Source organism: Rhodoferax sp. ZS1R8 (assembly GCF_056521325.1).
In genome coordinates this window covers 537,301-551,559 of sequence record NZ_JBWMBA010000004.1, presented here as the reverse complement: position 1 = coordinate 551,559, position 14,259 = coordinate 537,301, and the positions used below count along the sequence as shown (strand labels likewise).

The 14,259-nt window shown below is 58.3% G+C and carries 14 protein-coding genes; 5 read left to right on the top strand and 9 right to left on the bottom strand.

The features are described 5' to 3' along the window. Positions 1 to 186: 186 nt before the first annotated feature. Positions 187 to 2,271, top strand: a complete 2,085-nt coding sequence (locus AC097P_RS16700; protein ID WP_479611552.1) for an AAA family ATPase — start codon at positions 187 to 189, stop codon at positions 2,269 to 2,271. Positions 2,272 to 2,298: 27 nt separating this feature from the next. On the opposite strand, the gene AC097P_RS16695 is transcribed toward AC097P_RS16700, so the two are convergent. Next, positions 2,299 to 4,446 carry a carbohydrate-binding module family 20 domain-containing protein gene (locus AC097P_RS16695; protein ID WP_479611551.1) on the bottom strand — a complete coding sequence of 716 codons (2,148 nt, stop codon included), beginning with the start codon at positions 4,444 to 4,446 and terminating at the stop codon, positions 2,299 to 2,301. A 275-nt stretch (positions 4,447 to 4,721) separates the two neighbouring features. Between AC097P_RS16695 and AC097P_RS16690 the strand changes: the two genes are divergently transcribed. Continuing rightward, positions 4,722 to 5,327 carry a glutathione peroxidase gene (locus tag AC097P_RS16690; protein ID WP_479611550.1) on the top strand — a complete coding sequence of 202 codons (606 nt, stop codon included), beginning with the start codon at positions 4,722 to 4,724 and terminating at the stop codon, positions 5,325 to 5,327. A 15-nt stretch (positions 5,328 to 5,342) separates the two neighbouring features. On the opposite strand, the gene AC097P_RS16685 is transcribed toward AC097P_RS16690, so the two are convergent. The 8 genes from AC097P_RS16685 to AC097P_RS16650 form a co-directional block, all read right to left on the bottom strand. Then, complete coding sequence (locus tag AC097P_RS16685; protein WP_479611549.1) at positions 5,343 to 6,593, bottom strand: putative Na+/H+ antiporter; 1,251 nt, start codon at positions 6,591 to 6,593, stop codon at positions 5,343 to 5,345. A 21-nt stretch (positions 6,594 to 6,614) separates the two neighbouring features. Beyond that, entirely contained in the window at positions 6,615 to 7,202 is a 588-nt protein-coding gene (locus AC097P_RS16680) for a DsbC family protein (protein ID WP_479611548.1), read from the bottom strand. Positions 7,203 to 7,214: 12 nt separating this feature from the next. Then, complete coding sequence (locus tag AC097P_RS16675; RefSeq protein WP_479611547.1) at positions 7,215 to 7,463, bottom strand: hypothetical protein; 249 nt, start codon at positions 7,461 to 7,463, stop codon at positions 7,215 to 7,217. An 81-nt stretch (positions 7,464 to 7,544) separates the two neighbouring features. Then, positions 7,545 to 8,753 (bottom strand): hypothetical protein, encoded by a 1,209-nt coding sequence (locus tag AC097P_RS16670; RefSeq protein WP_479611546.1) that lies wholly within the window; start codon positions 8,751 to 8,753, stop codon positions 7,545 to 7,547. Next, positions 8,753 to 9,517 (bottom strand): hypothetical protein, encoded by a 765-nt coding sequence (locus tag AC097P_RS16665; protein ID WP_479611545.1) that lies wholly within the window; start codon positions 9,515 to 9,517, stop codon positions 8,753 to 8,755. Before AC097P_RS16665 ends, AC097P_RS16670 begins: the two co-directional genes overlap by 1 nt. A gap of 4 nt (positions 9,518 to 9,521) precedes the next feature. Further along, positions 9,522 to 10,058, bottom strand: coding sequence for a hypothetical protein (locus AC097P_RS16660; RefSeq protein WP_479611544.1), 537 nt, complete (start codon positions 10,056 to 10,058; stop codon positions 9,522 to 9,524). Then, complete coding sequence (locus AC097P_RS16655; RefSeq protein ID WP_479611543.1) at positions 10,059 to 10,346, bottom strand: DnaJ domain-containing protein; 288 nt, start codon at positions 10,344 to 10,346, stop codon at positions 10,059 to 10,061. It lies immediately after the preceding gene. 272 nt (positions 10,347 to 10,618) lie between these two features. Then, positions 10,619 to 10,918, bottom strand: coding sequence for a flagellar basal body rod protein FlgC (locus AC097P_RS16650; RefSeq protein WP_479611542.1), 300 nt, complete (start codon positions 10,916 to 10,918; stop codon positions 10,619 to 10,621). Between the two features lie 337 nt (positions 10,919 to 11,255). On the opposite strand from AC097P_RS16650, the gene thrS reads away from it, so the two are divergent. The 3 genes from thrS (at position 11,256) to rpmI (ending at position 14,255) form a co-directional block, all read left to right on the top strand. Beyond that, a complete protein-coding gene (thrS, locus tag AC097P_RS16645) occupies positions 11,256 to 13,190 on the top strand; it encodes a threonine--tRNA ligase (protein WP_479611541.1) in 1,935 nt (644 codons plus the stop codon). A 76-nt stretch (positions 13,191 to 13,266) separates the two neighbouring features. Continuing rightward, complete coding sequence (gene infC, locus AC097P_RS16640; protein ID WP_479611655.1) at positions 13,267 to 13,863, top strand: translation initiation factor IF-3; 597 nt, start codon at positions 13,267 to 13,269, stop codon at positions 13,861 to 13,863. 188 nt (positions 13,864 to 14,051) lie between these two features. Next, a complete protein-coding gene (gene rpmI, locus AC097P_RS16635) occupies positions 14,052 to 14,255 on the top strand; it encodes a 50S ribosomal protein L35 (protein ID WP_029707661.1) in 204 nt (67 codons plus the stop codon). Positions 14,256 to 14,259: the final 4 nt, after the last annotated feature.

Sequence of the window (14,259 nt, the reverse complement as noted above, 5' to 3'; positions counted from 1 at the left end):
AACGAGTGGGTATTGAAACCCGCGCCGACGGGTTGGTCCGTTTGCAAACGCACACACTGTTTCCACGCCTGTGCCTAGAATGGTTCGTTGTCGCAGCTTGTTCGAGACGTACGCTCGGTAGGATTCGCGACCGCGGTTGTAACCCTATCTCGAAACTTGGCGTGGTTCCCGCCACGAAGAACGGCTATGGCAGATTTGTCAAAACCTGACGATACGGTGCCCGCCCCAGGCGGTGTCTGGGCGGCTATCAAGAAGGTGTTCACTTGGTTGCTGGACTGGTTCACGGTCCAGCCCCTGGGCATTCGCGTGATGGTGCTCGTTGCGGCGGCACTGATACCCGTCACGGGTATTTACTCGATCACAGTTCTGCACAAACAGTCCGCCTTAGCCGCCGAGGTGAAGGCCATGGTCGCCGCCGGGAGAAGTGGCGAGCAAATGTGGACTTTTAATGATCAGCTACCGGTTGTGTTTGGCACCGGTTCCGTGCTGAATTTTTTGGAAGCGAATCCGGTAGAGCACATTACGGTTGTCTATGAACCGCGGCTGTGGAACGCGTCGGAACGCATTTTTCTGATCGAATCGCAAGGTAAGCAATATGCCTATTACCTCAGCGACATGGAGAGCAAGATCGTGGCCGACAAGGCGGTCAATGCCCCTTGGGGCAGCAAGCTGGTATTCATTCCTCGCCTAGAACTGCAGCCCAGCGCTCGGGAGTTGTTCGCGCGCCTGGACCAGCGTTTTGCCGACGCGCGACCGCAGGCGGAAAAAGACAGTTGGCGGGCGGGTGTCAGCGGGGTCTTGTCGGTTGCCCTGACATTGGGGGTGCTGGCCTTTTTGTATGTTCAGCTCAAGGCCCAATACAAGTCGCTCACGTTCATTGAGCCTGAGCAGGTGAGCGGCTCCATCGATGATCTTGTTGGCATGGATGACATCAAAGCAGAGGTTGCGCAGATCAAGGATCAGTACCTGCGCCGAACCGCGTACGCTGAATACGGTATCAGCAAACCGTTCAATGTCATGTTCAGCGGCCCTCCAGGCACCGGCAAGACCAAACTGGCCAGTTACCTGGCCAAAGAATTGCGTTTGCCGATTCTGTTTCATTCAGCGGCCAACCTCGAAACCGGCTTTGTTTCCGGTGGATCGAACACGTTGGGTCGCATCATCACCATGGCCAAGCGACGCCAGCAATGCATCGTCTTTCTGGATGAAGCCCAGGATTTGTTCATGAAGCGGGGTGGTCGCCGCAAGTTTGACGATGACACCGCCAATACGCTGCTTTCCGTGCTGGACGGTGTGCGAAGCAAAAACGAAGCCGAAGTTATCTGGATCGTGGCCAGCAACTTCAACAGTGAAACGATGGAGATGGACGAGGCCATGCTGCGCCGTTTTCAGATGAAGGTCGACTTTCGCATGCCCAACCGTGATGAGCGACTGGCGATCATCGGCCATTACCTCAGCCTGCGCGCAGACAAAGTGTTGCCGGAATTGGATCTGCGCCATCTGGTGGACATCACCGAGGGCCGTAGCCCGGCAGACCTGGAAACGATTGTTAACCAGGCCGGCATTACCGCTGTACAGGGCGGGGACATGATAGGTGCCGACACCCTCATGCAAGCCGCCGAGCGGGTACTGGTAGGCAATGTCAACACTAATACGACCGAGGAACGTGAGCGCGATCGGCGCATCATTGCCATACACGAGCTAGGCCATTTTTTGGTGGACTTTGAATATGAGCGGCGCCTGACCCGTGGCAGGTGGGAGCAGATCCAGGCCGACATGAAGACTGTAAAAATTTCGCTGAAAGCCAATGCGCGAACCAACGCGTTGGGATTTGTCATCCACAAACAGGGCGCTAACCTGCTCAAGTCCAAGAGCGATATCGAACACGATGTGCGGGTGCTTCTGGGCGGAATGGCCAACGAGGAACTGTTTTTTGGCGAGGACGGTACCACCAACGGTGCGCACAATGACATCACACGGGTGACCCAGTTGCTGTACCACGCAGTGGGCGAAATGGGTATGTACCGCAAAACCCGGCTTAACTTCGGATCCTTGGCCAAGGACCGTTCCGGCAACGGTCGTGATTTGGATGAGGAAACGCGCAACCTCATGGAAGCCCAAAGCGAACGCCTCTACCGGGAGACCATGGCTGTGCTGCTGCCGCTAAAACCGCTGACGGAGCACCTTGTCGAGAGGTTGCTGAAAGCCGGAGAAATGGGTCTGCATGAGGTGTTGTCAGAGATACGCAGCTTTGAGGCCAAGCCGGCTTGAGGTTGCCGCGCGGTGACTTCCTTCCGGCTAAAACCGGAAGCTACCGTCGTTTCGGATCACAGGGCTGGCGCAACTGGCCGGTGTAGTCATCTCCCGGTTCCCCGAGGCGCTCGTCTGGTTGCTCTCCCACACCGCCGTGCTGCCATTCCACTTCACATACTTGTACTGGACGGCTGTGCTCAGGGGCAGTGAGACCGTGCCGGACCATGGCACATTGGCACCGCTGCCTTGTATGACCAGCGCAAAGCCTGATGCGGGTGTCCAGTTGCCAATGGCGGTCTGGTTGCCGACCACATACAGGTTTTGCCCCACCGTGGTGTTGGCGTTGGCAATCGTGAACGTCACTTGGCAACCCGCAGGTGCTGCCAGTGTGGTGACGGACAAAGGGCTACTGGGGGCGGATACGTTTCCCGCTGCATCTAGCGCCTGCACGGTGTAGCTGTAGGTGGTGGCGGGCAACAGGCCGGTGTTGGTGGCGGTGGTTGCTGCCGAGGTCGTGACCTGCCCACCATTGCGCAGCAGGCGGTAGGTGGACACGCCCACGTTATCGGTCGATGCGTTCCAGCTGATGGTGGCGGCGCTGGATGTGACATTGCTCTTGGTCAAGCCGGTGGGCACGCTGGGAGGCGTGGTGTCGGTGTTGTTGAGCTTTTGGTTCACGTGGATGGCCACCGCCGGAACGGCACTGCCGCCATTGGCGGGCAGGTTGATGCTGATCTGGCCGCTGGCGCTGACGACCACGGTGCTGCCCGTGCAGCCGGTTTGGGTAGCGTTGACCTGGCCATCCACTACATTGCAATAACTACCGGCCGGCATCTGGGTTTGCAGTGTGGTGGTCCACGCAGAGAACTCGTTGTTGATGGCGACAAAGCCCTTGTTACCGCGGCCAAAGGCGATCTGGTTGGCGGTGCCGCTGACGAAACTGTTGACGTCCTGGCCCGACGTGGTGGAGCGGAACTTGACCATGTTGGAGATGTCGCCCCAGCGGTGGATGAAGTCCCAGTTCACGTTGATCTGCGGGTTGCCATTGGCATCAAACGGGCTGGCGCTGGGGCTGGTCTGGTCCTTGTTGGTGAAGCGAAAGCCGGAGTGCAATTGCGCATGGCCATAGGGCCAGGCCAGCATGAAGATGTTGGCCAGGTCGTAGCGCTTGGAGCCCTGGGTGTCGTTGGTCAGGCCGGCGTAGTTGCTGGCCATCAGCGAGTCGCCGCTGCGTTCGGTGTCCCAGTTGTTGACGAACACCGTGGCCTTGGCGCTGTCCACAAAGCCCCAGGTGCCGCCCCAGTTGCCGGGTGTGCCCATGTAGGTACGGATCTGCGATAACTGGTTGCCATTGGTGCCGCGGAAGGTCTCGCGCATGGCGTAGGTGAACTTGAATTCGTTGACCGTGCCGCTGGTGAAATAGTCGGCGCGGTTGACGTTGCCGTCCGGAATGATCTCGTGTGTGACCCACACCGGTGCGCCCGTCAGCGTGGTCTGCGACACGCCGCTGACCACCGCCTGCAGGTCGGCCGGTTGCATGTGTTTGGAGGCATCAAAGCGGAAGCCGTCAAAGCCCATGTTCAGCAGCTTGGTCAGGTAATTCTTGATCTGGCCGCGCACGTAGGTTGATTCTGTGGCCAGATCCGGCAGGCCGACCAGGCGGCAGTTGCGGATGTTGCTCTGGTTGCCGGGGTTGCCGTAGTCGGCGTCTTGTATAGGGCAGTTGGCATGGAAGTCGTTCGCGCTGAAGAAGGGGTAGGTCAGCGTCGTCGAGTTCCAGCTCTGGCCATTGGTGGCCGTGCCGGCACCGGCCGCCATGTGGTTGACGACCACATCCGCGTAGACCCGGACACCGGCGGTGTGGCAGGTGTTGACCATGGTTTGCAGCTCGGCCTCGGTGCCCATTGCACTCTTCAGGTCAGAGTAGTTCACAGGTTGGTAAATGTCGTACCAGAAGCCAAGGTTGGCTGCGGCGTGGGGTGGCGAGATCTGCACGGCGCCATAGCCTTGGGGCCCAAGCCAGTTGGTGCATTCCTTGGCGATGTCATTCCACTTCCAGCGGAACATCTGCAACGAGGTGTCGCTGGGGTTCAGGGCGGCGTGGGCCGGGGGGGTGGTGGTCAAGGCGCCGCAGAGCAGGGCGCCTGTGGTGAAGAGCGTCTTTACCAGGGCGGATCGGATACCAGTTGTCATGTCTACTCCATCTAATTGTTGATTTCGTCTGCAACGGTGCAACCTCGATCAAGCATTCCTGGTTTGAGACTTTCCTGCACGTCTGCCCTTGTGGGTTGCGTGGGTTGTATGTGGCGGGGGCTGATGAGGTTGGCGGAGTGTAGTTTTATTACTAATTTTTTTCAGTTAGTGGAAACGCTTAGTTTTAAAAAATATCCAAATTGCTTGTTGAATTAGTTCAGGTGGATTTTATGATTTAGTAAAACTACATTTCTGGAGACGCCCATAATCAAGGTATGAAACTTTCACCATCCCTCTTGAGTCGGGCCTTGGCGGCCTTTGCACTGGGCCTGCTGTCCGCATCCGTGATGGCGCAGAAACCAGCCCAGGCTGGGTCCCCTGCGACCAATCCGGCGGCGTGTCCTGCGATCCTGAAACACGAATTTGCGCGCCTGCAGGACGATGTTCCGCAGAACCTGTGCCAGTACGCGGGCAAGGTGGTGTTGGTCGTCAATACTGCCAGCTTCTGCGGCTTCACCAAGCAGTACGAGGGGCTCGAATCTCTGTACGCCAAATACCGGGGCAAAGGCCTCGTGGTCTTGGGTTTTCCGTCTAATGAATTTGGTGAGCAGGAGCCGGGGTCGGCAAAGGAGATTGCCGACTTTTGCTTCAACACCTATGGCGTCAAGTTCCCGATGTTTGCCAAGACAGAGGTAGCCGGGCCACGCAAGAATGCTCTCTACGCCGAACTGGCCAAGGCGACGCAGGCCGAGCCCAAGTGGAATTTCAGCAAGTACCTGATTGATCGCCGCGGCAAGGTGCTAACCTACTATCCCAGCGCTGTGGAGCCCGAAAGCAACACCCTGGTGGCCGCTGTTGAAAAGGCAATCAACAACCCGTAGAGACTGGCCGCTGATTCACAGCAGGAACGCCAACGCGGCGATTACGGTGGGGGCCAGCGCCCCCAGCAGCAGCCCCCCAGCGCCTATGGATTCATCGTCGAAGCCCCGCTTGAGAAGCGCTACGCCGGCAGGGTTGGGCGCATTGGCAATCACTGTAAGCCCGCCACCCGCCACCGCGCCGGCTACCAGCGCATATTTGGCGGGGTCGGTCATGCCGACGATCAGGGATCCCAGATAGGTGAGGGCGGCGTTATCGGTCAGAGCCGTCAGGCCTACGGCCCCAAAAAATAGAGCCGTGGGCTGAAGGCCGGAAACGATGGGCTGCAGCCACCATTGCTGCATGCCGCCCAGCACCACCAGCCCCGCCAGGAAGAAGCCCACCAGCAGCCCTTCCTTGAGGATCAGCGGGCTTTGGTAGCGGGCGTACGCCTGCGTAAAACCCAGGAAGAGTAGGAACAGACCGAGAAAAATAACCGGATGGTGTGCAAACACGACCACGCCGGCCAGAAAAATAAGGTGAATGGCCCTGACAGCGAGTGGAACCGCTAGCGGTGGGGTATCGGTTGGCTGTGCCACCGTGGCTACCAAATGTTTACGAAGCAACAGCGTCACCACCGAGGCATTGACCAGCACCGCAATGCAGGCACGCCATCCAAAGGTGGTTGCCATGTAGGCGCTGTCCCAATTCCAGGTGCTGGCGACCATCAACACGGGGGGCGCGGCAAAAGAGGTAAGCGTGCCGCCGATCGAGATGTTGACAAACAGCACGCCCAGCGCGGCGTACTTCAACCACTCAGGCATGCCGGGCCTGAACACCAGCGGCGCGAGCATCAGCGCTGCCAGTGTCATGGCGGCTGGTTCGGTGATCAGAGAACCTATCAGTGGGACTGCGGCCAGGCAGAGCCAGGTCTGCGCGAGCACGTTGCGCACCGGTGCCATACGCGCCAGCGCTGCAACCAGGCCTTCAATGCTGACCAGCACCGGTCGGGACGCGGCCACCACCATGATGACAAACACAAACAGGGGTTCGGTGTATTTGAGGGATTCCGCGTAGCGTATCGCCCGGTCGCCACCGGCCACCAGTGCCATGGCCGCCACCAACACAAAGGCCCAAAAGCCAAAGACGACTTCTACCTCACCCAGCAGGTGCCACAGCCCCGCGTGGTGCGGGTTGCGGTGGGCCAGCCGCTCAAAAAATTTGGTGGAAAACGTGTGCAGCAGCGCCAACGCAAAAATGCACGCGGCGAGGACCTCCATGCTGGGCATCGCTAGTACCAGGTGAGGAGCTCAGGGCGCATCCACACCCACCAGCTCTGCCAACGCGGCCGTGGCCAAGGCGCCATCCCGGCGCACGGTTTGGCCTGTGCGGGCATTCTTGGCCACAACAAAGGGCACCGATTCGGCGCCGAAGCTATTGAGCAACTTGGTATTGGCCTTGATGGATTGCTCGATCTCTGGCGGCACATTGGCGGGGGCGGATGTGCCGCCCTTGCCGGACAGCAACAATGCCTCGTGCTCGGTCATCAGTTCCAGGGGGTTGGCGGCCGTCAACAGGGCCGCGCCCTGGGGCAGGCTGGAGGCGTTGATCCACGCCACCGGAATCCAAACGAACTTGACTTTCTTGTGCAGCGGCACGGATGCCTGCCACAAGTGTCCACAGTGCGGGCACTGGGGGTCGAAGAACACATATACCGTGTGGGCGCTCATGAATGCACCCACGGTAAAGCCTTTGGCCTGCGCCGCAACGGCTTCTACGGAAACCTCTTGTTTGCTGGCTTGGGCCGCGGGGCCAGGCTTGTCTTTTTGCGAGCAGGCCCCCAGCACGAGCAGTGCGGAACAGGCAAGGATGGAGAAAAACAGTCGGTTCAACGGCATAAGAAAAGCAATCTATTCGGTTCGTTTGCGCACAGTGGCGGCCAGTTCTTCGTCCAGCATAGAGGCCGGCACGGTGTCCAGAAAGTCCGGCTCCGGCTGCCGCTGCACGTCACTGAACAAGGCCCAGGTGGACTCGGTATTCGCCTCACTTGCGTCCGGCACGGGAATGGGGTCGCCCGGCATGTAGCGTTGCTCCTGGCTACGCTCCGGGGTATTGGATGGGGAGGGAGAGGCGGGTGCGGGGGGCTTGCTGTTGTTCACTACGGTTCCCTCTGTAAGCTGGGCTGGTTGCACTTTAGCGGATTCACAGCGGACTCGCAATTTCTGCGCCGCAATGCCGGTTTACGGGGCGATATTGCACTCGCGCCGCAGCAAGGCCAAAGCGTCGTGCAATGCATAGTCGCGGTCGCTTTGCAAGGTGGCTTGCGCATCTTCGATAAATGCGTCCCACAGTTGGGCGTAATCGTCGTGGTGGTGGTGCGGCGCGTGCTCAGCGATGTACTGGCTGGCCAGCGCTGCATTCAACCCTGTCTTGCGGATCTTGCGCACCAGTGTTGCGGCCGATTTTTCGGTCAGCACCGTTTTGGGTGTACTGCCTGCGGATACACACAGGAACAGGGTCAGCAGCGAGCCATCGTCACCATGCCCACCCGTGGCCTTGTTCCAGGCATCAGAGGCGGTACGGTCAAAGTGGTCTACCTCACTGACGGCATCTTCCAGCCAGAAATAGCGGCCCATGAAGGCCGGCGTCTGGTCGAAAAGCTTGCGCACGGTCAGCTTGGTGTCCAGTACCTTGGGCATGTCTGCCAACACAGACTGTTGCACGCGCTCCACCACCGGCTTGAAGCGCGCTGGCAGGTCCTTGGGCAACGGGATCGGCGGCGCACCATCGGTCGATGGGTACTTCTTGCGCAACGCGGTAATCAATTTTTCAAAAGCCACCCAGTCGGGCATCTCTGTGCGCCGCGCAAAGCGTGCCAGCAGTACGGTGCGGATCACGGCCTCTGCGTCCTTGCCGGCTTCTTCCAGATCGTCGGCACCCAAACCGAGTGTGTCGGCCATCCAGATGGCGGCGTCCACCAGCAGAGCGGCCTGGCTGCGCTGGGCAAGCTCCTGCTGGTATTCCGGCAGGCTGCGCAGCGACCATTTGGCCAGCAGCGGGATGTGCTCGTCGGTGAAGCCTGTGCCTTCGTTCATGCCGAAGTGGCTGTTCTGCGGCATGGCGATCAGTGCCTTGAGCATGTCCGAACCACCTTTGGAACGTGACAAAAATGAGTGGTCGCGCAGGGACTCTGCGGCCAGGCGCAGGTCGCCCCCGCTGGTGTGCTCGAGGTAGAGGCTGACGAGGTTGACCATGCGGTCCCGCGCCTTTTCCAACTCGGGGCGCAGAAATTCGGTGCCAAAGTAGCGCGCAATCTGCACCATGCCTTTGGGGGCATCCTGGCATATGGCATCGCGCTTGGCCTGGTCGATGAGGCCATGTTGCACACCGTAGGCCAGCGCCTTCTCGAAAAACGGGCGCCCGTCAAACAGCGATACGGACTGCGACATCAGATCGCGGATTCCTCGTCGTCCTCACGGGCGGCTGGCGTGGCCTTGCCGCGGTCGGTGTCGCCGGTCTCGACCTTGCCATCGTCCTCTTCTTCGTCAGCCGCGTCGGCTTCGTCGTCGCCGTCCAGACCCAGATCATGGGCACGTGCTTTGGCCCGCAGCACCATGACGGTTTCTGTGAACAGGTCCGGGCATTCGTGGCGCAGCAGCCAGGCCAGTTGCATCCAGTCTTGGTCAGTGACTTCGTCCAGTTCGATGCGGGGTGGTGCATAGGCCAGGGACAGCAGGGCGTTCTCGGACAGGATCTCGCCATCTTCTTCAACGGCGTCAAAGGTACCGGTACGGGCGAACGCCTCAATGCGGCCCCATTTTTCGGAAAAGTAGTCGGCCAGTGCTTCGCTACCGCCTTCAAGCTCGCCGATGGCGGTTAGAAACTCGACCGGATCGGCATCGTCGCGGAAGATGACAGAGTTGACCATGCCGCGTAAGTGAGTGCGGGTCAGGTCTTTGTACTGCTTTTCGATGACCACTGCGCGGGCAAACATTTCCGGCGTGACCAGCAGGTTGATGACGGATTCCTTGGAGTTGTCGTACTCGCGAATCACCGCCAGAATATCCTTGGGCGGCAATTGTTCCAGCACCACCAGCAGAGCGCTGTCGCCTTCGGCATCGGCCAGTTCCACGAGTGCGGACTCGGCGCCAACGATGTCGCCTGCGGCGATCAGGCTTTGGGTTTTTTCGATCAGTGCAAGGTTGCTGTTCATGCCATCATTCCTTGCGGTCAAAGCCTTGCTCGACCATCCAGTCGGCACCGGCTTCTTCACGCGTGCGGGCTTCTGCCTCGTCGGCGTCTTCCACTTCTCCATCCTCGTTTTCATTGTCTTCTTCGTCGTCGGACTCCGATGCTTGCGGGTGCTCGGGCTTGCTGTGCATGTACTCCAGCGCCGCCGCGACGGTCAGAAACCATTCGCCCATGGGCTGCTTTTGCAATACGTGGACCAATTCCTGGGTCCACGGTGCCATATCAATTGCATGGGCCAAACTGTCCCACTCGGGCAGGGCGTCTGCGTCATGGCTTAACAGGTCATCCATGGCGGCCAGCGAAGTGAAACGGAAACCCTTGTGGAAGACCACGGCCACCATTTCCGGGCTGATCTCCATCATGTGAACCAGAAATTCCATTTCCTTGCGACGCTGCTTCAGGCGCTTGTCCAGGATGTGGACGCCCTCCGAGTCAAAAGTCAGGTCATCCAGTTCTGCACAGTAGGCTGAACGCAAGTTGCGAAAGTAGGGAGAAATGTTCATTCAGTGTGGGTCTGGATGGATGCGGTTGAAATAGTTCTGCCAAATTTCTCGGGCCGTGTCGATCGGGCTGTCCAACAGGTTGCGGCGGCGGTTGTCGTCATAGGCCTGGCGCTTGCTGTCGTCCGATAGCACGTCATAAGCCTCCTGCACGGACCTGAAACGCGCTGGCGCTCCGGGGTCGTCGTTACGGTCCGGGTGGTGCAGGGATGCTTGCTGGCGGAAGGCTTTCTTGATATCGGCAATGCTTGCCGAACTGTTGAGCCCCAGGGTTGCGTAGTGGTCGTTCACCTCAGATGTTGCACAGGACGGCGTTCACGGCTGGCGGTACGCTAACTAGCATGAAACGACTCCAAAAAAATGTGCGTCTGCTATTTTACCCAGTTATAGAGAGGCCAGGGCTGTAAGGCTGTTCTTATTGCGTGGGTTATTGGGCGAATGGCCTGGTTTGGCATCAAAGTTGCTAAGCAATTACTGCGACTGAGGGTCGTCTCCTGGCGGGGTTATTCGTCTGACCCCGCTTTATCCCCTAGCCTTCGGTGGCTGGGGGATTTTTTATGGGCTTAAGCTTTCTGGTCCAACAGCGCCCCGGCCATCTGGTTGCTCGTCTTGAACACGGCGAGGTTCACCAGAAAAGCGTTCTTTGCCTGCAACTGCGCGACCATGTCGGTCTCCTGCGCCGATCCTTCCGCGGTGGATTTGCTCAGCGAAGTGGAGACACCGCCATCTTTTTGCTCCGTCTGAACAACTTCCTGTCGTCGAAACGGTGTTGTTTCAGTGTTGGCGACGTTGTGCGCAGACGAATCCAGGCGCGTCTGCGCAGCCTTCATACCGGACAGCGAGATGGAGGAGACCGATACCATATGTGCAAGCCCGTGGTTTGGTGTGGAAGTTTGCACAATAGTTCAAATGGGCCCGGTATACAAGTTCGATAAAGCTGTGACACCGTAGGGCATCAGCTGGGCCGCGTGCATCGGTCAGGTGTGCGCCGAATGCGGTTAAACTCAGACAATCAATTTTGTATAAGAGCGAGAAAGGCAATCTGGTTATGACACCGCGAACTACCCCGGCGACATTCACAACAAGCGAATAAGGCCGTAGTCCGCGCGCCTTGTGCGTAGCCAGCTACCAAATTCATAGTAAAGCGCGGACCTTTCCGCGCTTTTTGCTTTTCTGATTGACTCTTTTTAGGCTCTGACCATGATTCAAATTACTCTTCCCGACGGTTCCCAACGTGAATTTCCAGGCCCGGTTACCGTGGCCGAAGTCGCCGCGTCTATCGGCGCGGGGCTGGCTAAAGCCGCGCTGGCAGGTAAGGTCCGGGCCGCAGGCGAGTCTGCGGAAGCTGCCAAGGTGGTGGATACCAGCTTCCAGATGACAGGCGATAGCGCCTTGTCCATCATTACCGGCAAAGATGCCGATGGCTTGGAAGTTATCCGCCACTCCACCGCCCACTTGTTGGCCTACGCTGTGAAAGAGTTATTTCCCGAGGCGCAGGTCACTATCGGCCCTGTCATTGAGCACGGTTTTTTCTATGATTTCTCCTACAAGCGCCCGTTCACACCCGAAGACCTGGCTGCGATCGAAAAGAAGATGAGCGCACTGGTCGCGCTGGACGAGCCCGTAACGCGCCGCGTGTTGCCGCGTGATGAAGCGGTCGCCCATTTCAAGAGCCTGGGCGAGCACTACAAGGCTGAGATCATCGAAAGCATCCCGGCGGACCAGGACGTGTCGCTGTACCGCGAAGGGAAGTTCGAGGACTTGTGCCGCGGGCCTCACGTGCCGAGCACTGGCAAGCTCAAGCATTTCAAGCTGATGAAGGTGGCGGGAGCGTACTGGCGCGGCGACCACAAGAACGAAATGCTGCAGCGTATTTATGGAACAGCCTGGGCGACCAAGGATGAGCTGCAGCAGCATTTGACAATGCTGGAAGAGGCCGAGAAACGCGACCACCGCAAGCTGGGGCGTGAATTGGACCTTTTCCACATTGACGAACACTCGCCTGGGACCGTGTTCTGGCACCCCAAGGGCTGGACGCTGTGGCAAGGCGTGGAGCAATACATGCGCAAGGTCTACCAGGACAACGGTTACTTGGAGGTCAAAGGCCCGCAGATCATCGACAAAAGCCTGTGGGAAAAGACGGGTCACTGGGATAAATACCGCGAGAACATGTTCGTCACCGAGAGTGAAAAGCGTGATTACGCGCTGAAGCCGATGAACTGCCCGGGCCACATCCTGATCTTCAAGCAGGGCATCAAGAGTTACCGTGATTTGCCGCTGCGCTTCGGCGAGTTCGGTGCCTGCCACCGCAATGAGCCCTCGGGTGGCTTGCACGGCATCATGCGTGTGCGCGCGTTTACGCAAGACGACGGGCACATCTTCTGCACCGAAGACCAGATTCAGGACGAGGTGGTCGCATTCACGACGCTGCTGCAAAAGGTCTACAAGGATTTTGGCTTTACCGACATCATCTACAAGCTCTCCACACGCCCTGAGAAGCGCATCGGCAGCGAAGAAAGCTGGGACCGCGCCGAAAACGCGCTGGCCGAAGGACTGCGCGCATCGGGCTGCGAATTTGAATACCTGCCGGGCGAGGGCGCTTTCTACGGCCCCAAAATCGAGTACACGCTGAAGGATGCGCTCGGCCGTCCTTGGCAGTGCGGCACCATCCAGGTGGATCCCAATATGCCGGAGCGGTTGGATGCTGAGTTTGTGGGCGAAGATGGCGCTCGCCACCGCCCCGTCATGCTGCATCGCGCCATCGTCGGCAGCTTGGAGCGCTTCATCGGTATCCTGATCGAAGAGAGCGCTGGGGCCCTGCCAGCCTGGCTGGCGCCGGTCCAGGTGGCGGTGTTGAATATCACCGATGCACAGGCCGAATACGCCCGCTCCGTGGCTAAAACGCTGCAAAATCAAGGGCTTAGAGTTAATTTAGACCTGCGCAACGAGAAGATTACGTATAAAATACGCGAGCATTCGATGCAAAAACTGCCGTATCTCGTCGTCATTGGCGATAAAGAGATGGCAGCAGGCGCTGTCGCAGTGCGCGCCCGGGGTGGTCAAGACCTCGGTGCAATGCCCCTTGATGCCTTTGTGCAAAAAATCCTGGGTGACATTGCCAACAAGTCGGCTTAATGAGTTGGTTTGTCCGCGTGGACTGTGCGGTTGTAGCTACTTTTTTGGTAGCAAAGATATTGTGAAGGATTGAGCCATCGCTACTGAATTTCGTGACCGTCGTCACCGCGAAGAACGCAAACACCGCCTCAACCGGGAAATCATGGCCCCGGAAGTTCGCCTCTCAGGGCAAGACAACGAACCTTTGGGCGTTGTCAGCATTTCTGAGGCTCTGCGCATGGCAGGTGAGTTGGATGTTGACCTGGTAGAGATTGCCGCGACCGCAATCCCGCCGGTTTGCCGGTTGATGGACTATGGAAAGTTCAAATACCAAGAGCAAAAGAAGGCGGCTGATGCGAAGTCGAAACAGACGGTTATCGAAATCAAGGAAGTCAAATTCCGCCCCGGTACCGATGATGGCGACTACAACATCAAGATGCGCAATATCAAGCGCTTCCTGGCCGATGGCGACAAGTGCAAGATCACTTTGCGTTTTCGGGGGCGTGAAATTACGCACCAGGAAATTGGTATGGCGTTGTTGAACCGTATTCGTACCGATCTGGTGGATTTGATTGTGGTGGAGCAGTTCCCCAAGCTGGAAGGGCGTCAGATGATCATGATGATCGCCCCAGGCAAGAAAAAGCCGGCCTCTAGTAAGCCGGCGGCAGAAGCAGCAACACCTGCTGCTTCGTAAAGGAATTGGAGGGCGAGAGCCCTCTAAGTGCATGGAATGCCGCAAGGCGCCGCACACAAGTGGAGTACCGAAAGGTGCCACTTTAAAAATGGTGGGTTGTAAAACTCGCCACACAAGTGGCTCGGGGCCAACAAGGCTGGAAGTAGTTTCCAGACGCCTCACGAGCACAAGCAAGAAGGAGCATTAATATGCCCAAAATGAAGACCAAAAGCGCGGCGAAGAAACGCTTCCGCGTCCGTCCAGGTGGAACCGTCAAGCGCGGCCAAGCCTTCAAACGTCACATCCTGACCAAGAAGACCACCAAAAATAAACGCCATCTGCGCGGTGCAGTAACTGTCCATCCGACCAATATGGGTCATATGGCACAGATGCTCCCAGGCCGTGGTATTTAATTAA

What these genes read in the sequence shown, in the direction of transcription:
- AC097P_RS16700 (WP_479611552.1), top strand. Translation starts at nt 187, where the DNA reads ATGGCAGATTTGTCAAAACCTGACGATACGGTGCCCGCCCCAGGCGGT.
- AC097P_RS16695 (WP_479611551.1), bottom strand. Translation starts at nt 4,446, where the DNA reads ATGACAACTGGTATCCGATCCGCCCTGGTAAAGACGCTCTTCACCACA.
- AC097P_RS16690 (WP_479611550.1), top strand. Translation starts at nt 4,722, where the DNA reads ATGAAACTTTCACCATCCCTCTTGAGTCGGGCCTTGGCGGCCTTTGCA.
- AC097P_RS16685 (WP_479611549.1), bottom strand. Translation starts at nt 6,593, where the DNA reads ATGCCCAGCATGGAGGTCCTCGCCGCGTGCATTTTTGCGTTGGCGCTG.
- AC097P_RS16680 (WP_479611548.1), bottom strand. Translation starts at nt 7,202, where the DNA reads ATGCCGTTGAACCGACTGTTTTTCTCCATCCTTGCCTGTTCCGCACTG.
- AC097P_RS16670 (WP_479611546.1), bottom strand. Translation starts at nt 8,753, where the DNA reads ATGTCGCAGTCCGTATCGCTGTTTGACGGGCGCCCGTTTTTCGAGAAG.
- AC097P_RS16665 (WP_479611545.1), bottom strand. Translation starts at nt 9,517, where the DNA reads ATGAACAGCAACCTTGCACTGATCGAAAAAACCCAAAGCCTGATCGCC.
- AC097P_RS16660 (WP_479611544.1), bottom strand. Translation starts at nt 10,058, where the DNA reads ATGAACATTTCTCCCTACTTTCGCAACTTGCGTTCAGCCTACTGTGCA.
- AC097P_RS16650 (WP_479611542.1), bottom strand. Translation starts at nt 10,918, where the DNA reads ATGGTATCGGTCTCCTCCATCTCGCTGTCCGGTATGAAGGCTGCGCAG.
- thrS (WP_479611541.1), top strand. Translation starts at nt 11,256, where the DNA reads ATGATTCAAATTACTCTTCCCGACGGTTCCCAACGTGAATTTCCAGGC.
- rpmI (WP_029707661.1), top strand. Translation starts at nt 14,052, where the DNA reads ATGCCCAAAATGAAGACCAAAAGCGCGGCGAAGAAACGCTTCCGCGTC.